The 18,832-nt window shown below is 67.0% G+C and carries 18 protein-coding genes; 10 read left to right on the top strand and 8 right to left on the bottom strand.

What is annotated here, in order from left to right; genetic code table 11:
* Positions 1-19 precede the first annotated feature (19 nt).
* From OIE68_RS17785 to OIE68_RS17805, 5 genes are read left to right on the top strand one after another with little or no spacing between them, the layout of a single operon-like run.
* Entirely contained in the window at positions 20-232 is a 213-nt protein-coding gene (locus tag OIE68_RS17785; RefSeq protein ID WP_327100475.1) for a hypothetical protein, read from the top strand.
* Positions 233-266: 34 nt separating this feature from the next.
* Positions 267-1,454 carry an NAD(P)/FAD-dependent oxidoreductase gene (locus OIE68_RS17790; protein WP_327100476.1) on the top strand — a complete coding sequence of 396 codons (1,188 nt, stop codon included), beginning with the start codon at positions 267-269 and terminating at the stop codon, positions 1,452-1,454.
* A 16-nt stretch (positions 1,455-1,470) separates the two neighbouring features.
* On the top strand, positions 1,471-1,665 hold the full coding sequence (locus OIE68_RS17795) for a ferredoxin (protein WP_327100477.1): 195 nt from the start codon (positions 1,471-1,473) through the stop codon (positions 1,663-1,665).
* A 21-nt stretch (positions 1,666-1,686) separates the two neighbouring features.
* Complete coding sequence (locus tag OIE68_RS17800; RefSeq protein ID WP_327100478.1) at positions 1,687-2,910, top strand: cytochrome P450; 1,224 nt, start codon at positions 1,687-1,689, stop codon at positions 2,908-2,910.
* 22 nt (positions 2,911-2,932) lie between these two features.
* Positions 2,933-3,790, top strand: coding sequence for an SDR family NAD(P)-dependent oxidoreductase (locus tag OIE68_RS17805; RefSeq protein ID WP_327100479.1), 858 nt, complete (start codon positions 2,933-2,935; stop codon positions 3,788-3,790).
* A gap of 48 nt (positions 3,791-3,838) precedes the next feature.
* Here the strand turns inward: OIE68_RS17805 and OIE68_RS17810 are convergent, their stop codons facing one another.
* The 4 genes from OIE68_RS17810 to OIE68_RS17825 are packed head-to-tail and all read right to left on the bottom strand — an operon-like array spanning position 3,839 to position 7,993.
* Complete coding sequence (locus OIE68_RS17810) at positions 3,839-4,819, bottom strand: NADPH:quinone oxidoreductase family protein (RefSeq protein ID WP_327100480.1); 981 nt, start codon at positions 4,817-4,819, stop codon at positions 3,839-3,841.
* Positions 4,816-6,033, bottom strand: a complete 1,218-nt coding sequence (locus OIE68_RS17815) for an acyl-CoA dehydrogenase family protein (protein ID WP_327100481.1) — start codon at positions 6,031-6,033, stop codon at positions 4,816-4,818. The genes OIE68_RS17810 and OIE68_RS17815 overlap by 4 nt, the downstream gene beginning before the upstream one ends.
* 33 nt (positions 6,034-6,066) lie before the next feature.
* Positions 6,067-6,834, bottom strand: coding sequence for an SDR family NAD(P)-dependent oxidoreductase (locus tag OIE68_RS17820; protein ID WP_327100482.1), 768 nt, complete (start codon positions 6,832-6,834; stop codon positions 6,067-6,069).
* A gap of 10 nt (positions 6,835-6,844) precedes the next feature.
* Entirely contained in the window at positions 6,845-7,993 is a 1,149-nt protein-coding gene (locus OIE68_RS17825; protein ID WP_327100483.1) for an acyl-CoA dehydrogenase family protein, read from the bottom strand.
* Positions 7,994-8,156: 163 nt separating this feature from the next.
* Between OIE68_RS17825 and OIE68_RS17830 the strand changes: the two genes are divergently transcribed.
* Genes OIE68_RS17830 through OIE68_RS17845 form a run of 4 tightly spaced genes read left to right on the top strand, consistent with a single transcriptional unit; the run spans position 8,157 to position 12,948 of the window.
* Complete coding sequence (locus tag OIE68_RS17830) at positions 8,157-8,921, top strand: crotonase/enoyl-CoA hydratase family protein (RefSeq protein WP_327100484.1); 765 nt, start codon at positions 8,157-8,159, stop codon at positions 8,919-8,921.
* Entirely contained in the window at positions 8,921-10,117 is a 1,197-nt protein-coding gene (locus tag OIE68_RS17835) for a CaiB/BaiF CoA-transferase family protein (protein WP_327100485.1), read from the top strand. The genes OIE68_RS17830 and OIE68_RS17835 overlap by 1 nt, the downstream gene beginning before the upstream one ends.
* 10 nt (positions 10,118-10,127) lie before the next feature.
* Complete coding sequence (locus tag OIE68_RS17840) at positions 10,128-11,273, top strand: acetyl-CoA C-acyltransferase (protein ID WP_327100486.1); 1,146 nt, start codon at positions 10,128-10,130, stop codon at positions 11,271-11,273.
* Between the two features lie 19 nt (positions 11,274-11,292).
* On the top strand, positions 11,293-12,948 hold the full coding sequence (locus OIE68_RS17845) for a thiolase C-terminal domain-containing protein (protein ID WP_327100487.1): 1,656 nt from the start codon (positions 11,293-11,295) through the stop codon (positions 12,946-12,948).
* 3 nt (positions 12,949-12,951) lie between these two features.
* On the opposite strand, the gene OIE68_RS17850 is transcribed toward OIE68_RS17845, so the two are convergent.
* Both OIE68_RS17850 and OIE68_RS17855 read right to left on the bottom strand, forming a co-directional pair.
* Complete coding sequence (locus OIE68_RS17850; RefSeq protein WP_327100488.1) at positions 12,952-14,472, bottom strand: acyl-CoA synthetase; 1,521 nt, start codon at positions 14,470-14,472, stop codon at positions 12,952-12,954.
* A gap of 340 nt (positions 14,473-14,812) precedes the next feature.
* Complete coding sequence (locus OIE68_RS17855) at positions 14,813-15,478, bottom strand: TetR/AcrR family transcriptional regulator (RefSeq protein WP_327100489.1); 666 nt, start codon at positions 15,476-15,478, stop codon at positions 14,813-14,815.
* 109 nt (positions 15,479-15,587) lie between these two features.
* Between OIE68_RS17855 and OIE68_RS17860 the strand changes: the two genes are divergently transcribed.
* Entirely contained in the window at positions 15,588-15,959 is a 372-nt protein-coding gene (locus OIE68_RS17860) for a DoxX family protein (RefSeq protein WP_327100490.1), read from the top strand.
* Positions 15,960-15,996: 37 nt separating this feature from the next.
* Here the strand turns inward: OIE68_RS17860 and OIE68_RS17865 are convergent, their stop codons facing one another.
* Together OIE68_RS17865 and OIE68_RS17870 are read right to left on the bottom strand one after the other, a co-directional pair.
* Positions 15,997-17,529, bottom strand: coding sequence for an AMP-binding protein (locus tag OIE68_RS17865; protein ID WP_327100491.1), 1,533 nt, complete (start codon positions 17,527-17,529; stop codon positions 15,997-15,999).
* The gene (locus OIE68_RS17870) at positions 17,526-18,725 is read right to left on the bottom strand and encodes an acyl-CoA dehydrogenase family protein (protein WP_327100492.1); all 1,200 of its coding nucleotides are present in this window, start codon (positions 18,723-18,725) and stop codon (positions 17,526-17,528) included. Before OIE68_RS17870 ends, OIE68_RS17865 begins: the two co-directional genes overlap by 4 nt.
* Positions 18,726-18,832: the final 107 nt, after the last annotated feature.

The raw sequence follows: 18,832 nt of genomic DNA on the forward strand, positions 1-18,832 counted from the left end.
CGATCTCGAAGGAATCGCCATGAAGTCCGTACAGACGCTGCTTTCCGCGAAGCCCACCCTCTGGTTCCTGTTCCTGTTCAACCTCGGCATCGCGCTGGCGGTCGGCTTCGAACCGGTGGCCGACAGCCTCGGCCTCGAAGGTGTCCAGCAGACAGTCACCAGCGTCGGCATGGGTCTGGTCTCGCTGGGTGCGGGCGCCGCCCTGCTGCGCAGGCGCCTGCAGCTCGTCTGATCCGAACCACGAGACCTACGAAAGAGAGTCAGCCATGCATGTTCCCGAGAGCGTACTGATAGTCGGCGCCTCGGCGGCCGGCCTGTCCACGGCGGAAGCCTTGCTGCGCAACGGATATCAGGGCAGCATCACCATCCTCGGCGCCGAACCCGAACTCCCCTACGACCGGCCGCCGCTGTCCAAGCAGATCCTGGCCGGCGCCTGGGAACCCGAGAAGGCGCAACTGCGCCCCACCACGCAGCTGGTCGCGATGCCGATGGACCTGGTCCTCGGCGAGACCGCGGTCGCCCTCGACCCTGTCAACCACATCGTGCACGCCGAATCCGGGCTGTCCGTACAGGCCGACGCCGTCGTGATCGCCACCGGGGTGCGCGCCCGCACCCTGCCCGGCGTGGACGCCCTGGCCGGTGTGCACGTGCTGCGCACCCTCGAAGACGCAGTCGCCCTGCGCGCGGACCTGCTGCGCGCCACTCGGCTCGTGGTGGTCGGTGAAGGTGTGCTGGGCTCCGAAATCGCCGCCACCGCAAGGACTATGGGCCTGGACGTCACCGTGGTCGGCCCACTGTTGGCGCCCATGGCCGGACAACTCGGCCCGGTGATCGCGCCCCTGCTCGGCGATCTGCACACCGAACGCGGGGTGCGGTTGCGGCTCGGCACCGGAGTCAGCGGGTTCATCCACGACGGCGCCCGGGTCGGTGGCGTACGGCTGGACACCGGTGAGGAACTGCCCGCCGATGTCGTGGTGGTCGCGGTCGGCGCGGTCCCGGCGACCGATTGGCTGACCGACAGCGGACTGACGCTGGACAACGGCGTGGTGTGCGACTCCTATTGCCGTGCGGCCCAAGGTGTTTACGCCGCGGGTGACGTCGCCCGCTGGCATGACGACCACGTGGGCGGCCTGGTCCGGATGGAGAACCGCACCAACGCCACCGAACAGGCCGCCACGGTCGCCGCCAATCTGCTCGGCGCCGAACAGCCCTACACCCCGGTCCCCTACTTCTGGACCGATCAGTTCGACACCAAGATCCAAGTCCACGGCACCCTCCCGACCGGAGCGGACGTGGAGATCGTGGACGGTTCCACCGACGCGCGCAGATTCGTCGCCCGCTACACCCTCGACGGCCGAGTCACCGGCGTCGTCGGCTGGAACATGCCCAAACAGACCCGCCTGCGCAGGCAGGAAATCATCGACGCCCGGTCGGTCGCGACCAGTCGGCACTGACAGCGAGGAGCATCCCATGAAAGTCACCATCGACGAAGACAAGTGCGTCGCCTGCGGGCAGTGCGTAGCCGTCGCCCCCGAGGTCTTCGACCAGCGCGACGAGGACGGAATCGTCATCCTGCTCGACACGAACCCGCCCGATGACCAGGCCGCCGACGTCCGGGAAGCCGCCGCGGTCTGCCCGGCACTCGTCATCACCATCCAGGAATAGCCGTCCGCGAAAGGAAAACCCATGTCCGAGTTCATGATTACCGCGGACCTGCCCGAATTCCCGATGGCGCGGACCACGGGCTGCCCGTTCGGGCCGCCGCAGCGGCAGCGTGAACTGCAGGCCGCGAAACCGCTGTCCCGGGTGCGGATCTGGGATGGGAGCACACACTGGTTCGTCACCGGCCACGCCGAACAGCGGGTGGTCCTGTCCGACCCGCGATTCAGCGCCGACGAGCGTCGTCCCGGCTTCCCCCATCAGAACCAGGGCATGGCCGAAACCGTCGACCATCGCCCGCTGACCATCTTCAATTCCGATGCCCCGGAACACAGCCGGTTCCGCAGGCTGATGACCTTTCCGTTCACCGTCAAGCGGGTCGAGGCGCTGCGTCCGGCGATCCAGCGGATCACCGATGACTTGATCGACGATATGTTGGCGGGCCCGAACCCGACCGATCTGGTCAACGCGCTGGCGCTGCCCCTGCCGTCGCTGATGATCTGCGAATTGCTCGGCGTCCCTTATGAAGACAAGGAGTTCTTCCACCGGCACGCGGGAGTCGCCGTCGACCGCAATGCCACGCCGGAAGAGAACGCGCGCTCGGCCACGGAAATTTTGGAATACCTCGCCGCGCTCATCAGCGCACGGATGGATTCCCCCGGCCAAGGCTGGATCTCCGAGCTCGCCGAGCGGGTCGCGGCCGGGGAGGTCACCGTGCACGAGGCCGCGCAGATGGGCGTCGTACTGCTCATCGCCGGACACGACACCAGCGCGAATATGATCGCCCTCGGCACCCTGGCGCTGCTGCAGAATCCGGAGCAGCTCGCGGTATTCCGCGACAGCGACGATCCGAAGGTCATCGCGGGCGGCGTCGAGGAGATGCTGCGCTATCTGTCCATCGCCCAGCACGGACTGCGTCGAATCGCGGTGGCAGACATCGAGGTCGGCGGCGAGGTCATCCGCGCAGGCGACGGCATCGTCGTGCCGCTGCCGGTAGCCAACTGGGATCCGGATGTCTTTCCCGAACCCGAATCGCTCGACCTGCACCGACAGGCGCGCCACCATCACGCCTTCGGGTTCGGCATCCACCAGTGCGTCGGGCAGCAGTTGGCCCGGGTGGAACTGCAGGTCGTCTACGGCACGCTCTACCGCCGCATCCCCACCCTCCGGCTGGCCACCACCTTCGACGACATCGAATTCAAAGAAGACCACTTCGCCCACGGCGTCCACGCACTACCGGTCACCTGGTAGCTCACGAAAGGCATTGATCACCATGACAAATGAACTGACCGGCAAGGTTGCCATCGTCACCGGCGGCGCATCGGGAATCGGGCGCTCGACTGTCGACAAATTCGTCGAAGAGGGCGCCCGCGTCGTCATCGCCGATATCAATTCCGAACAGGGTGCCGCCGTGGCCGCCGAGTACGGGCCGGAGGTGCTGTTCAAGCAGACCGACGTCGCGGATTCCGCGCAGATCGAAGAGCTGATCGCCGACACGGTGGCGCAATTCGGCGGACTGCACATCATGCTGAACAACGCGGGCGTTCCGACCGCTATGTACCCGCATTTCCTCGACGATCCGCTCGACGAATTCCACCGTGTGATGGCGGTCGACCTGCTCGGCGTCATGCTCGGCACCCAGCACGCGGCCCGGCATATGGCCGCCAACGGCGGCGGCTCGATCATCAATACCACCTCCATCGGCGGCATTCGAGCGGGCGCGGGCGAGGCGACCTATCGCGCGGCGAAGGCCGGTGTCATCCACTTCACCAAATGCGCCGCCATCGACCTCGCCGGTTACGGCATCCGGGTGAATTGCATTGCGCCGGGCGCGATTCCGACCCCGATCATGGGCAGCACACTCGCCCATATCGCCGGCGGTGACGACATGACCCAGCAGTTACGCGAGGCCATCAAGACCATCCGGCCGCTGCGACGGGATGGCTCGGCCACCGATATCGCCGAGGCCACCGTCTTCCTCATCGCCGAGGCCACCGTCTTCCTCGCCGGTGATCGGTCCGGCTACATTACCGGCACGGTATTGCCGGTCGACGGCGGCATCGTCGCGGGCCATGCGATGAATTCCCTCGCCGACATCGTCGAAAATCGAGCCGACGCCCTCACGGCGTGACCGCCTCGAAAGTGGTGGCACGGTGGTGCCACTCCTGTGCGATGCGGTTCAGCCAGCAGTCATGTCGAGGACGATCTTTCCGGTGGTGCGGCGTTCGGCCACGTCGGTCAACGCGGTGGCGATATCGGTGAGTGGATGGACGTGGGAGACGAGTGGACGCATCCCGTCGCGAACCATCGCGGCGAGCGCGCGATCACCCTCTGCCACAGCATCTTTGGCGTACTGCCGCAACATCCGAATCTCGAAACCCCGCACGGTCGCTTCTTTGAGCAGTACGAGATTCAGCGGAATGCTGGGAATCTTCCCATCGGCGTAGCCGACCGTGACGAACCGGCCACCGCGCCGCAGTCCGCGCAGAGCGGCCTCCGAGTAGTCACCGCCCACTGGATCGATCACCAGATGGACACCTTCGCCGCCGGTCACTTCGCGCAACCGCTTCTTCAGATCCTCACGGACATAATCGATTCCGGCCTCGGCGCCGAGCTTGCGCGCGACCACGAGCCGATCCTCGCTCGACGCGGCCGCGATGATATGCAACCCCAGCCGGGTGCCGACATCGACTGTGGCCGAGCCGACCCCGCCGGCGGCGCCGAGCACGACCGCCCACTCCCCCGCTTTTCCCTCGCCGATGGTGACCAGCGAGTGGTAGGCGGTGGCGTAGGTGACGTGGAACGCGGCGGCGTGGACCATATCGAGACCGTCCGGAATCGGGCGCAAACCCGTGGCGGGCACCACGATCTGTTCGGCGAACGCACCGGTGAATGCGGCTCCGGCCACCGGCGAACCCACCGGCGGACCCGTCACCCCGGGCCCCAAAGCCGTTATGACACCGGCGAATTCACTGCCGGGCGTGAAGGGCAGCGGTGCCGATACCTGATATCGATTCGCGATGACCAGCACATCCGGGTAGTTGACCGCGGCGGCATGCACCCGGATCAGCACTTCGCCGGGACCGGGCTGGGGATCGTCGAGCTCGACGACCGAGAGTCCGCCGGGCGCACCGTATTCGGTGCAGCGCGCCGCCCTCATCGGGTCCGCCCAACCGACGGCATCGCCGGGTCGCGTGGCAGGCCGAGCACCTGTTCGGCGATGGTATTGCGTTGGATCTCCGCGGTTCCCGCACCGATCGTCGAGGCCCGGGTGCGCAGAAAGCCCCACACCCAGCGGCCGCGCTGTACGGCGTGCGGATCGCGCCGACCGAGCACACCGTAGGCGCCGAGCATATCGACGGCGAATTCGTGCAGGTCTTGTTCGAAGGTCACGATGAACAACCGCGATGTGGACGACGCGGGCCCGGGCTCCCCCTTGGCCATGATGTCGGCGATCGTGCGCATTCCGGTCAGCCGCATGATCGATACCCGGATCTCGAAGTCCGCCAATCGATCACGCACCAGGGGGTCCGCGGTCGCCCCGCGCTCGTGCGCCAGCTCGATCAGCTCGTCGAGTACCCGCCGGTACATCGCGGCCTGGTTCATCGCCCCGGCCGCGCGCTCATGGCCCAGGCTGGTGCGCACCAGCGGCCACCCGCCGTTCTCTGTGCCGACCCGGTTGGCGACCGGCACCCGCACATCACTGAAGAAGATCTCGCAGAAATGCTCGTCTCCGGTCAGATCTCGCAGCGGCCGCACACTCACGCCGGGCGCGTGCGCATCGATCAGCAGATAGCTGATCCCCTCCTGCCGCGAGCCCGGCGGACCGGTGCGGACCAGGGTGAAGATGATGTCGGCGATATCGGCCGCGCTGTTCCACACCTTCTGCCCGTTGACCACATATGCCGCGTCGGGATCATCGGGACCGCCGCCCTCGAGCCGCGCCGAGGTGCGCAGCGCGGGCAGATCCGATCCGGCGCCCGGCTCGGAATAACCCTGCGCCCAAACCATATCGCCGCGCAACATCGGAGCCAGGAAGCGCTGCTTCTGCTCGGCCGTGCCGTATTTGATGATCGTCGGTGCGGCGATGCCGAGCCCGGTCCCCAGCGGACCCGGGACCCGGGCCCGCGCGTACTCCTCCTGATAGATCACCTGACGCCCGAAGCTCAGGCCCATCCCACCGTATTCCCGCGGCCAGCTCGGACCGGCGTATCCGGCGTCGAAAAGCGTTGCCAGCCAGGCCTTCTGCCAGGCCAGCCGCGCGGCCGGATCCTTGGGCCGACGGCCGGGATGATGGTCGGTCAGGAACGCCCGCAGGCGCGCCCGGAACTCCTCATCGGTCTCGACCTGCTCCTCGGTGAACGTGAGAGTCACCTGGCTCCTCCATGGTTGCGATCGATGCGGCGGTCAGCGCGGGGCCATGCGGATGGCGCCGTCGAGCCGGATGGTCTGGCCGTTGAGGTAGGGGTTCTCCAGCATCTCGACGGCCAGACGGGCGTAGTCGTCGCCGTCACCGAGACGCTTGGGATGTGGCACCGTGGCGGCCAGGCCTTCGCGGATGTCGTCGCGCAGCCGGGCGAGCATGGGGGTGTCCATGATGCCCGGCGCGATGGTGTTCACCCGAATCTGCCAGCTGGCCAGATCCCGGGCTCCGACCAAGGTGATACCGTGCACACCCGCCTTGGAGGCGGTGTAGGAGGTCTGCCCGATCTGGCCGTCGAATGCGGCGACCGATGCGGTGAGGACGATGGAACCGCGGTCGCCGTCGACGATTTCGTTCGCCGCCATGCGGGCGGCGGCCAGGCGCAGCACGTTGTAGGTGCCGATCAGATTGATCCGCACGACCTCGGCGAAGGTCGCCAGGTCACCGGGGGTGCGGTCGCGGTCGATGATCCGGACCCGGTCGCCGCCGCGGCCGGCGCAGTGCACGACGAAACGCAACGGACCGCTCTTTTCGGCGGCATCGAGGGCGGCGGAGATCTCGGCCTCGTCGGTGACATCCGCGCGAACGAACTGTGCCGCGTCGCCGAGTTCGGCGACGGCCTTGGCGCCCTGCTCCTCGGAGATGTCGGCGAGGACGACGCGCCCGCCACGGTCGATGATCCGACGCGCGGTGGCCAGGCCGAGCCCGGAGGCGCCGCCGGTGACCAGTGCCGAGGAACCGTCGATGTGCATACCAAACTCCTTATAAGCCAAGGGATTTACTGATGATGGTCTTCATGACCTCGCTGGTGCCGCCGTAGATGCGGCTCACCCGCGCGTCGGCGTAGAGCCGGGCGATCGGGGATTCGAGGATGTAGCCGTAGCCGCCGTGCAGTTGCAGGCAGCGGTCGACCACACGGCCCTGCATCTCGGTGCAGAACAGCTTGGTCTTGGCCGCGTCGACGGGACTCAACTCGCCGGCGACCAATGCCGTGATGGCCGCGTCGAGCATGGTCTGGGCGGCCTCGACCTCGGCAGCGATGGCCGCGAGCTCGAATTTGGTGTTCTGGAAGTGCGCGACCGGTTTACCGAATACGGTCCGGTCCCGGACGTAGGTGATGGTCATCTCGAGCGCGGCCCTGGCCTGCGCGACCGCGCCGACCGAGATGGCCAGCCGCTCCTGCGCCAGATTGCGGCCGAGGTAGGAGAATGCCTCGCCTTCCGCGCCGAGCAGATTGGCGACGGGGACGCGCACATCGGCGAAGGACAGCTCGACGGTGTCCTGCACGGTGAGACCGAGTTTGTCGAGTTTGCGTCCGACGGTGAAGCCCGGCATCCCCTTCTCCACCACCAGCAGGGAAAGGCCGGCGCGGCGATTGTCCGGATCGGTGCTGGTCCGTGCGACGACGATGACCAAGTCGGCGTGGTAGCCACCGGTGATGAAGGTCTTGGCTCCGTTGAGCACGTAATGGTCGCCGTCGCGAACCGCCTTGGTCGCGACACCCGCCAGATCCGAACCGGTACCCGGTTCGCTCATCGCGATCGCGGTGTAGAACTCCCCCGAGGCCAGGCCGGGGAACCAGCGGGACCGCTGGGCATCGTCGGCCAAGCCCAGGAAGTACGGGACGACGATATCGAGGTGGGTGCGCAGGCCACCGAGCGTCACGCCCGCCCGCGCGCACTCCTCCTGGAGCACCACGTTGTAGCGGTAGTCGTCCTGACCCCCACCGCCGTATTCCTCCGCAATGGCGGTGCCGATGATGCCGAGCTTGCCCAGCGAGGTGAACAGTTCACGGGGCACCAGGCCCGCGTCGCGCCACTGCTCGTACTCCGGGACCACCTCGCGGGCGAGATAGTCGCGGACCAAGAGGCGGAAGTCCTCATGGTCCTGGGTGAACAGCGTCCGGCGCATCCGGTTACCTCCTCGTAGCGAGCGCGTCGCCAGGGCCGCCAAGGGCCGCCGCGACGAATTCAGTATACGCATTCATTCGGAAAATTAGCCAAATTAAGTATACTGTTCTGAATCGAACGGCCCGAGAGCGGCGCCGATCGACGGCCAGTGCGAAGGAGAAGATGTGTCGGACGAAGTGCTTGTGGAGCGCCGTGGCGCGGTCCAGGTCATAACGATCAATCGCCCGACGGCGAAGAACGCGCTCAATGCCGGCGTCGCGGCCGGGGTGGCCGCCGCAGTCGACGAGCTCGACCAGTCGGACGAGTTATGGGCGGGCGTGCTCACCGGCGCAGGCGGGACGTTCTCGTCCGGAATGGATTTGAAGGCGTGGCTGCGCGGTGAGAGTCCAGCGATCGAGGGCCGCGGCCTGTGCGGGATCACGATGACGCCGCCGCGCAAACCGCTGATCGCCGCGGTCGAGGGTTGGGCCGTCGCCGGTGGCTTCGAACTGCTGCTGGCCTGCGATCTCGTGGTCGCGGCCCGCACCGCGCGCGTCGGTGTGCCCGAGGTGAAGCGGTCGCTGGTCGCGCGCGGCGGCGCCGCGCTGCTGCTGCCGCGGCGGGTGCCGTTCGCGATCGCATTGGAGTTGCTGCTGACCGGTGATCCGATCGGCGCCGAGCGGGCGGCCGAGGTCGGCCTGGTCAACCGGCTCACCGAGGAGGGCGGCGCGCTCGAGGGCGCATTGGCGCTCGCCGAAACGATTACGACGAACGGACCTTTGGCCGTCGCGGCGACCAAAGAGATCGCCCGTTCCAGCGCCGACTGGACCCTGGAGGAGGGCTGGGTCAAGCAGGTCGACATCGCACAGCCGGTGTTCTCCTCCGCCGACGCCGTCGAAGGCGCCACCGCCTTTGCGGAAAAGAGGGCACCGATCTGGAAAGGTCGCTGATGTCCAGCGGACCGCTGGCCGGCTGCCGGGTGGTCGAGCTCGGCGGCATCGGCCCCGGTCCCTTCGCCGGGATGTTCCTCGCCGATCTCGGGGCCGAGGTCGTCCGGGTGGATCGGCCGGAACGCGCCGATGAGCCGGACGTGAGCGGCCCGACCAATGTGACCGATCGCGGGAAGCGGTCGGTGGTGCTCGATCTCAAGCACCCGTCGGGTCCGGCCGCGCTGCTCGACCTGATCGAACGTGCCGACATTTTGATCGAAGGATTTCGTCCCGGCGTCACCGAGCGTCTCGGTATCGGGCCGCACGAATGCCTGGCTCGCAACCCCCGGCTGGTGTACGGCCGGATGACCGGTTGGGGCCAGGATGGCCCGCTGGCCGCCGCGGCCGGGCACGATATCGGTTATATCGCCCTCACGGGGGCGCTCGGTGCGATCGGGTCCGCGGGCGGACCACCGCAGATCCCACTCAATCTGGTCGGCGATTTCGGAGGCGGCGGTTGCTATCTGGTGATCGGGGTGCTTGCCGCGCTGTACGCCGTCGAGCGGACCGGCCGCGGCCAGGTCGTCGACGCGGCCATCGTGGACGGCACCGCGCATCTGCTCGCAAGCACCTTCGCCAAACTGGCCCGTGGCGCGTGGACCGACGAGCGTGGGGTCAATCAATTGGACGGCGGTTGGCCGTTCTATTCCGTCTACGAGACCAAAGACGGTCGGCACATGGCGGTCGGTGCGCTGGAGGCAAAGTTCTACCGGCAGCTGATCGAGCTGCTCGACATCGACATCGACCCGGAACAACAGCACGACCGATCGACCTGGCCGAAGCTGCGAATTTTGTTGGCCGAACGGTTCGCCGAGCGCACCCGCGACGAATGGGCTCAGTTGTTCGAGGGGACCGACGCCTGCGTCGCGCCCGTCCTCGGCCTCACCGAGGCGGCGACCCATCCACACCTGGCCGTACGCGGCAGTGTGATCACCCGAGACGGTGTGGTCCAACCCGCTGCGGCACCGCGGTTTTCGGCCACCCCGGCGCAACCCGGCGCGACCGCACCGGCCATCGGCGCCGACACCCGCGCGGTATTCCAGGATTGGGGTATCGGCAGCGGCGACGAACTCGTCCACAGCGGTGCCGCCAGGCAGGCGAGCCAAGACGCAACCAACACCAGACCGGGTCGCCACCTTGCCGACCCGCAGGACTGAGGAGGTCCATATGAGAGACGCCGTCATCGTTGATGCGGTCCGCACCCCGATCGGTAAGCGCAACGGCACGCTCGGGCCGGTACACGCGGCCGATCTGTCCGCGAAGGTGCTCAATGCGCTGGTGGAGCGCAATGGGTTCGATCCCGCCACGGTGGACGATGTGGTCTGGGGCTGTGTCACTCAGATCGGCGACCAGTCGAGCAATATCGGCCGGTTCGCCGTACTCGCGGCCGGATGGCCGGAACATGTGCCCGGAGTGACGATCAACCGGGCCTGCGGCTCCAGTCAGCAGGCCGTCGACTCCGCGGCGCACGCCGTCATGGCCGGGCAATACGACCTCGTGGTCGCCGGTGGTGTGGAAACGATGACCCGCGTTCCGCTCGGGTCGCACCGGACCACGGGGCAGCCGTACGGACCCGCCGTGCTGGCTCGCTATGACAACTTCGACTTCAACCAGGGCATCGGCGCCGAGTTGATGGTCGAACGGTGGGGCTTCACCCGTACCCAGCTCGACGAGTTCGCGGCACAGTCGCACGCCAAGGCGGCCGCGGCGATCGACGAGGGCGTCTTCGACGACCACATCGTGCCGATCGAGGTCGACGGGACCAAGTTCACCGTGGACGAAGGACTGCGCCGAGGCACCACGGCAGAGAAGCTGGCCGGGCTGAAGCCGTCGTTCAAGCCCGACGGCGCGATCCACGCTGGCAATTCGTCCCAGATCGCCGACGGTGCGGCCGCACTGCTCATCACAACCACCGAACGGGCACGCGAACTCGGTCTCACGCCGATCGCGCGCTATCACTCCGGTGCGGTAAGCGGCGCGGACCCGATCCTGATGCTGACCGGGCCGATCCCGGCGACGGAGAAGGTGCTGCGCAAGGCTGGACTGTCCATCGACGATATCGGTGCGTTCGAGGTCAACGAGGCGTTCGCGCCGGTCCCGCTGGCCTGGCTCGCCGAAACCGGTGCCGACGCGAAGCGGCTCAACCCGCTCGGCGGTGCGATCGGTGTCGGCCACCCGCTCGGCGGCTCGGGTGCCATTCTGATGACGCGGCTGCTGGCGCAGCTGCGGCGCGAGAACCTGCAGTACGGACTGCAGACCATGTGCGAGGGCGGCGGCACCGCCAACGCGACCATTATCGAACTGCTCCGCTGAATTCGAGGTATCCCACATCATGTCCGCCCCGGATCGCCCGCTACCGCAACCAACACTCGCGAGCGCCGAGTTCTGGCGATCCGGTGCCGACGGCGTCCTCAGAATTTCGCACTGCGCCGACTGCGGACGGTTCTTCCATCCACCGATGCCGGTGTGCCCGTCCTGCCGCGGGCGGGCGGTGTCGCTCGCGCCGACCTCCGGGAAGGCGGTGGTCGTCGGGTTCAGCGTGAACCATCAGACGTGGTTGCCGAAGTTCCCGCCGCCGTACGTAGTAGCGGTGGTCGCGCTCGCCGAGGACGATCGGGCGCGGCTGACCACCAATATCGTCGGGTGCGAGCCGGACGAAGTGCACATCGGAATGCGGGTGCGGGCGCGTTTCGAACAGGTCGATGATCTGTACCTTCCCCTGTTCGAACCGGACCCGGAAACCGAAGCGGCCGAAGGGCCGGGGCCGTTACCTGAGCCGCGCGAGATCCGAAATGCGCTGCGGCCCATGGCTTCCCCACGAAAGTACGAGGACAAGGTCGCACTCACCGGGGTCGGGCAGTCGCAAGTGGGCCGACGGCTCATGGTCGACCCGATCTCGCTGACCGTCGACGCCTGCCTGGCCGCGGTGGCGGACGCCGGACTCGACCTGAGCGAGATCGACGGGCTGTCCACCTATCCGGGAGCCGTCCCCGGCGGTATGAGCGAAGGCGGCATCACGGCTCTCACCGAGGCGCTGCAGCTGACTCCGACCTGGGTCAACGGTGCGCGCGAGGTGCCGGGGCAGATCGGCTCGATCACCGCCGCCATGCTCGCGGTCGCGGCCGGGCTGTGTCGGCATGTGCTGTGTTTCCGCACGGTCTGGGAGGCGTCGCACAGCGTGCTGGTGCGGTCTGGTGAGTGGCATCCAGACGGTGGCCGTGCGAGCGGAATGATGGAGTTTCGGGCTCCCTTCGGTGCCATGTCGGCCGCCCAGTGGATCGGCTGCAACGCTTCGCATTACATGCACCGCTACGGCGTCGGGCGCGAAGCGCTCGGTGCCATCGCGGTCACCGCGCGCGCGGGCGCGGTCCGCAACCCGGAGGCCCTCTATCGCGACCCGCTCACCATCGACGACTACTTCAATGCCCGCATGGTGACCACCCCCTTCGGTCTCTACGACTGCGATGTCCCGTGCGACGGCGCCATCGCGGTGGTGGTCTCGGCCATCGAGACCACCGATGACCGCCCGCACCCACCAGTGCTGGTCGAGGCCGTCGGCACCGCGATCCTGGAACGGCTCAGCTGGGACCAGGACACCCTGAGCCACACCCCGCAGTCCCGCGGCCCATCGGCCCACCTCTGGACCCGCACCGACCTCACCCCCGCCGACGTGGACGTCGCCCTCCTCTACGACGGCTTCACGTTCAACGCCCTGTCCTGGATCGAGGGTCTCGGCTTCTGCGGCCCCGGCGAGGCAACCGATTTCATCGCAGGCGGCAAAACCATCGCCCTCGACGGTCCCCTCCCCCTCAACCCCCACGGCGGACAACTCTCGGCCGGCCGCCTCCACGGCTACGGCTTCGTCCGCGAGGCAATGCTGCAACTGCGCGGCGCCGCCCACGGCCGTCAGGTCGATGACGCCCAGCTGGCAGTAGTCACCGCAGGCGGCGGCGTCCCTTCCGGCGCAATGCTTTTGAAGAGGGCATAGCAGTCAGCGCTGAGACTCCTCATACGCCTTCATCAGTTCGCGGCGCAGGATTTTGCCGCTGGGCAGGCGGGGTACGGGTTCGAAGGAGATTGATTTCGGGCATTTGTAGTGGCCGAGATGTTCGCGGCAGTAGGCGATCAGGGCTGCGGCGAGGTCCGGGCCCGGGGTCGCTGTGGCGGCGGGTTGGACGACGGCGTGGACGCGTTGGCCGAATTCGGGGTCTGGGATGCCGATTACGGCTACGTCGTCGACCGCGGGGTGCAGGGTCAGGGTGTCCTCGATTTCTCGGGGGTAGATGTTGACGCCGCCGGAGAGGATCAGGTCTGTGCGGCGGCCGGACAGGTAGAGGTAGCCCTCCTCGTCTACGTATCCGAGGTCGCCGAGGGTGTTCCAGCCTTTGTCGTTGTATGCGCTCGCCGTCTTGTCCGGGTCGCGGTGGTAGGAGAATTGGCCGGCATCGCCGAACCAGATGGTTCCGATTTCACCCGGCTTCAGTTCATTGCCTTCGTCGTCGCAGATGTGCGGGATGCCGCGCAGTGGTTTGCCGACCGAGCCCTTGTGGGTCACCCAGGTCTGGGTGTCGATCATGCAGAATCCGGTGCCCTCGGTGCCGCCGTAGAACTCCACCAGCTTCGGTCCGAACCAGTCGATCATCTGCTCTTTCACCTCGACCGGGCATTGGGCTGCGGAGTGCACGACCGCGCGCAGACCGGATACGTCGTAGCGCGCCCGAACCGTCTCTGGGAGTTTGAGCATGCGCACGAACATGGTCGGCACGAACTGGCCGTGGGTCACGCCGTGCCGTTCGATCAACCGCAGTGCGTGCTCGGCGTCGAATTTCTCCATCACCACGGCTGTTCCGCCGTTGCGGATGGTGCCGATGGTCCAGGCGAGCGGCGCGGCGTGATAGAGCGGGCCAGGACTGAGATAAACGGTGTCCCGGCCGAAGCCGAAGGCTGCGGCCATCCGGTGGTCGATCGGCAATCCCGCGCCGAAGGGCAGCCCGGAGATCTCGGGCAGGATCCCCTTCGGACGGCCGGTCGTGCCGGACGAGTAGAACATGTAGTAACCCTCGGTCTCGTGCTCGATCGGGTCGATCGGACAGCCCGCGACCGCGTTGTCGAGGCTCCGCACCCCGGATACGTCGCCGGTGACGATCCGCTCGAGTCCGGGCAGCGCGCCACCGATCGCCGCGGCCGAATCCTCCAGGGCCGGCGCGGAAAGCAGAACGCGGGCTTCGCAATTCTCGACGATGTAGATCGCCTCAGACTCGGACAGATGCCAATTCACCGGGGTGTAGAACAGGCCCGACCGCTGGGCGGCGAACACGATCGGGAACATATCGATCGTGTTGTCGAACAGCAACGCAATGTGGTCGCCCGCGCGCAATCCACGCGCCCGCAGCATCCGCGCGATCTGGTTCGACCTGGCTTCGAGCTCGCGGAAGGTCAGTGTGTCACCCGAACCGCCCATGATGATCGCGGGCTTGTCCGCCAGTCCCACCGCCAGTGTTGTGAGCTGCATCGCTCGCTCCTGATAGTTCGATTCCGTTGTCCCGGTTCAGCTTTGCCGCACCCTTGATCCAGCGTGGTCACCTGGACCGGGCAGTCGATATCGTGCGACAGTAGTTTCGTCACCGGTGCGGCGAAGTACGACCGGAATTACCTGCGGTGCAGTGGTCTCGTAGTGCGTTAGCACCGCGCGGCTCGCCACCCGCGCAATTAGAGTATCCTTAATCGACACTTTGCATCAAGGATCGCTGGGAATCCACGCGGCAACTGATCGAACGGCCTACCGGAACGCTGAGAGGTTCTCCGAAACCCATCCTTGAAAGGTTCGGCCGGGAGTCAAGCGATCTTCCAGATCAGTCGGGTCGACCGTGTGCCGAGTCGGCTATCGAATCACCCTGGCGTCCACCGGGTTCGGGGGTGACGATTCGTTCGACCAGTCGCTCCCAACCATCAGCCAATTGCTTTCGCGCGTGCGCGATATCGGCCGCGGTTGTGGCGTGAAGATAGAGCAGGACGGGGGCTTCCAAGGCCGCGGTCAGCTGGATGGCAAGGATGTCGGTATCCGGAATGTCCGCGCGCGCCTGGTTCAGCAGCATGCGGACGTGGAATTGGGAGATAGTGGCCGCTCCGACCGGGATCGGCTGGTTGGCGTCCAGGGATGCGCGGGCGATCGCGATGTGGTCGAACAGGAAGTCCAGGCGAGCTCGGCCGTAGGCGATCAATCGGTGGATCGGGTCGACGCCGGGGCCCAGTGGTGGCGGGCCCGACAGTACCGATTGCTGGAAGGCTTTTTCGTCCTCGTCCATCAGGGCGTGGAAGATGCCCGCCTTGGTCCGGAATCGGCGGAATACCGTGCCCTTGCCGAGTCCGGCACGTTCGGCCAATCCATCCATCGTGACTTTTTCGACGCCGAGTTCGTCGACCAACTGGCGCGCCACATCCAGCAGATGTCGTCGATTACGTGCGGCATCGCCGCGTTCGTTACGCGGCAGGCCAAGGTGTAGCGCGGTCGGTTCCACGAGTTCCAAGTTACCGCCGGGAATGAAAGCGGGGTAAAGTCCGCTTTTGATTCTGTTCGTGTTTGCCCGCTCACCGCCCTCCGGCCGAGCGATTGACTAGGAGTTCTCGATGAACGTCTTCCTCTGGATCCTGCAGGGCCTGTTGGCCGTGGTCTTGGTGGCCGCCGGTGCCGGGAAACTCGCCCAGCCGCGCGAAAAACTCGCCGCCAAAATGTCCTGGGTCGAGAGCTACACCGACCAGCAGGTGAAGGCGATCGGCGCGGTCGAGGTGGTGGGCGGACTCGGCCTCGTGCTGCCCGCGCTCACCGGAATCGTCCCGGTACTCACCCCGATCGCCGCGGTCGGCGTCGCGATCATCATGATCGGCGCCGCCCTGACGCACGCGCGCCGCAACGAATGGGCCGAAATCGCGCCCAGCGTGGTGCTGTTCGTACTCGCCGCCGTGATTGCGTGGGGCCGGTTCGGCCCTTACGCGTTCTGACGCCACCAGCTGATCGCGAGCGGATGCGCGGCTACCGCTAGCCGCGCATCCGTTCGCGCAGCACGAACTTCTGCACCTTGCCCGCGGCCGTTCGGGGCAGTTCGTCGACGATGACGAGCCGCTCGGGTGTCTTCTGCCGCGCCAAACCGGTTCGGGCGAAATGGCTTCCGATTTCGTCGAGATCCAGCGCGCAATCCGGGCGCAGCACGACAACGGCACAGACCCGCTCGCCGTAGCGCTCATCCGGTAAGCCCACCGCGGCCGCCTCGGCCACCGCCGGGTGCTGCGCGAGGACGTCCTCGACCTCCTTCGCGGAGATGTTCTCCCCGCCGCGAACGATGATGTCCTTCTTGCGGTCGGTGATCGTCAGACAGCCGTCGGCGTCGAGGCGGCCGATATCGCCGGTGCGGAACCAGCCGCCCGGCAGGAACGCCGCGGCGTCCAGTTCCGGGTCGGTGTAGCCGAGGAACAGCTCGCCACCCCGGGTGACGATTTCACCCTCCGGCACATCCATGCCGTCCTCGTCCACGAGGCGCACCTGGTTGCCATGGGTCACGCGCCCGTCGGTGTCGGCCCGCTTGATCAGCGGATCCGACGGTCGCCCCGAACTGATGGTGGGATGCTCGCTGGAACCGTAGGAACGGAATGCGGCGATACCGGCGCGATCGGCACGAGTTATGAGCGCGGGCGCTACCCCGGCTGCGCCGACGAGGAACTCACGCAATGTCGCGAGGGAGGCGGTGCCGCGGTCGCGTTCGTCGAGCAGTCCGGCCAGGTATATCGGTGCGCCGACACCGGACGTCAGGGCGTATTCGTCGACCAGCGCGGCTGCCCGAGCGGCCTGCCAGGCATCGAGTACGACGGTCTCGTCGCCGTGGATCACGATACGCAAGAGCCCGAGCAGTCCGGCGACGTGTCCGGCGGGGAACAACGCCAGATGCCGTGCCGCATGCCCGCTTTCGCGCAGTGTCAGTTGCGAATCCAGCTCGGCCAGCAGTGACGCATGCGAGTGCTGTACGCCCTTCGGATCGGCCGTCGTCCCCGAGGTGAAGACGAGCAAGGCACGATCCGACGGGCGCACCTCGGGGCGCAGGTAGGGGTGGTCGGTGAGATCGCCGAACGGGATCATCCCCTCCGCAGCCTGCTCATCCACCACGACAACACGTAGCCCAGGCAGTTCGCCGAGGCTCGCGATCATTGCCGCATGGTCGCGACCGCGACGGACACCGGGCACCACGAGTACACGCGCCCCGGACCGCCGGAGTATGAAGTCGAGTTCCCTTGTGCCGTAGCTCAATACGATCGGCAGCAGCACCGCACCGCACAGTGTGACGGCTGTCTGCGCGACCGCGCCCTCGTACCAGTTCGGCAGCTGCACGGCGACGATATCGCCCGGCCCCACCCCGAGCCCCTGCAGCGCACCCGCCACCCGCGTCGCGTCGGACACCAACTCACCGAGTGTCGTCGAAACCGTCCGCTCGGTTCCGGCGAAAACCACCGGCACTCCACCGTGCTCGGCGGCGCCGCGCTCGATCTCCGAAATCAGCGTCCGGATCTCGCCGGTTGTCACCGGGATTCCCGGGGTAGCCCCAATCCCCGCTCCGCGACCTGTGTCCGCAGGATCTCGTTCGCACCACCGGCGATCGTGTAGGCACGCGAATACAGGTGCGCGTCCTGCCACCAGCCCGCCGCCACCGCATCCGGGTCGGCCTCGGTCAGCAGCCCGTCCGTGCCCTGCAGCCGCATCCCGAATTCGACCAGGTCGTAATTGAGTTCGCTGAAGAAGATCTTCCCGATCGGGGCGTCGGCGGGCTGTTCGGTGTGATGCAGCATCCGGGACTGGGCGAGGCCGACCATTGCCGCGTTGACATACACCCGTGTGGCGAGCTCACCGATCGCCTGCCGCGTGGCGGAATCCTCCAGTGCGGGCACGCCGCCGACCGATGTCGCACCGGCCAGCCGCAACAGATCGTCGAGCGCGGCGAACAACTCCACCCCGCGCGCGGCCACGCCGGAGCGCTCGTGTCCGAGGCTGCTCATCGCCACCCGCCAGCCGTCGTCCACCCGACCGATCACATTCGCCACCGGAATCCGGACACCGTCGAGGAAGACCTCGTTGAAATCGGTGGTCCCGGTGATCTCGCGCAGCGGCCGGATGTCGACGCCCGGACTGCGCATATCGAGCGCAAATGCCGTGATGCCCTTGTGTTTCGGCGCATCGCGGTCGGTGCGCGCGAGCAGATATCCCATATCGGCGTGCTGCCCGTTGGTGGTCCAGACCTTCTGGCCGTCGATGACGAATACCGCGTCATCGCCTTCACCCTCGAGCCGCGCCCGCGTCTGCAATGCCGCCAGATCACTGCCCGCACCCGGCTCGCTGAACAGCTGGCACCACACGTCTTCGCAGGTACGGATGCGGGGCAGGAAGCGCGCCTGCTGCTCGTCGGTGCCGAAGTCGATCACCGCGGCCGAGGCGAGCGCGGCCGCGCCGATCGGCTGCCAGGTGCGGGCGCGGGTGATCTCTTCGACGACGATGAACGGTTCGAGCGGATGCGCGTCTGGCCGGCCGCCGTATTCGGCGGGCCAGTTGATGCCGAGGAAGCCCGCGTCGAACAGCTTCGCGGTCCACTCGCGGATCGCAGGCATGAGTTCGGGCTCAGGCGCGCGCACACCGGTGTGGGTCTTGATTCCCGGCGCGTGCTCGGCGACGAATGCCCGCACCTTCTTCCGGAACGCTTCGAGTTCCGGCGTGGACTCCAGCTGCATCGCTATCTACTCCTCATCGTCGGGCACCACGACCTCGCGATGGGGCCACTCTAACCCACTGTTCAACCAACGATTCGCGCCATTCTCCGCGATACATCTTGAACGAA

The sequence above is a fragment of the Nocardia vinacea genome, from assembly GCF_035920345.1.
GTDB lineage: Bacteria > Actinomycetota > Actinomycetes > Mycobacteriales > Mycobacteriaceae > Nocardia > Nocardia vinacea_A.

What these genes read in the sequence shown, in the direction of transcription:
- OIE68_RS17785 (WP_327100475.1), top strand. Translation starts at nt 20, where the DNA reads ATGAAGTCCGTACAGACGCTGCTTTCCGCGAAGCCCACCCTCTGGTTC.
- OIE68_RS17790 (WP_327100476.1), top strand. Translation starts at nt 267, where the DNA reads ATGCATGTTCCCGAGAGCGTACTGATAGTCGGCGCCTCGGCGGCCGGC.
- OIE68_RS17795 (WP_327100477.1), top strand. Translation starts at nt 1,471, where the DNA reads ATGAAAGTCACCATCGACGAAGACAAGTGCGTCGCCTGCGGGCAGTGC.
- OIE68_RS17800 (WP_327100478.1), top strand. Translation starts at nt 1,687, where the DNA reads ATGTCCGAGTTCATGATTACCGCGGACCTGCCCGAATTCCCGATGGCG.
- OIE68_RS17805 (WP_327100479.1), top strand. Translation starts at nt 2,933, where the DNA reads ATGACAAATGAACTGACCGGCAAGGTTGCCATCGTCACCGGCGGCGCA.
- OIE68_RS17810 (WP_327100480.1), bottom strand. Translation starts at nt 4,819, where the DNA reads ATGAGGGCGGCGCGCTGCACCGAATACGGTGCGCCCGGCGGACTCTCG.
- OIE68_RS17820 (WP_327100482.1), bottom strand. Translation starts at nt 6,834, where the DNA reads ATGCACATCGACGGTTCCTCGGCACTGGTCACCGGCGGCGCCTCCGGG.
- OIE68_RS17825 (WP_327100483.1), bottom strand. Translation starts at nt 7,993, where the DNA reads ATGCGCCGGACGCTGTTCACCCAGGACCATGAGGACTTCCGCCTCTTG.
- OIE68_RS17835 (WP_327100485.1), top strand. Translation starts at nt 8,921, where the DNA reads ATGTCCAGCGGACCGCTGGCCGGCTGCCGGGTGGTCGAGCTCGGCGGC.
- OIE68_RS17840 (WP_327100486.1), top strand. Translation starts at nt 10,128, where the DNA reads ATGAGAGACGCCGTCATCGTTGATGCGGTCCGCACCCCGATCGGTAAG.
- OIE68_RS17845 (WP_327100487.1), top strand. Translation starts at nt 11,293, where the DNA reads ATGTCCGCCCCGGATCGCCCGCTACCGCAACCAACACTCGCGAGCGCC.
- OIE68_RS17850 (WP_327100488.1), bottom strand. Translation starts at nt 14,472, where the DNA reads ATGCAGCTCACAACACTGGCGGTGGGACTGGCGGACAAGCCCGCGATC.
- OIE68_RS17860 (WP_327100490.1), top strand. Translation starts at nt 15,588, where the DNA reads ATGAACGTCTTCCTCTGGATCCTGCAGGGCCTGTTGGCCGTGGTCTTG.
- OIE68_RS17870 (WP_327100492.1), bottom strand. Translation starts at nt 18,725, where the DNA reads ATGCAGCTGGAGTCCACGCCGGAACTCGAAGCGTTCCGGAAGAAGGTG.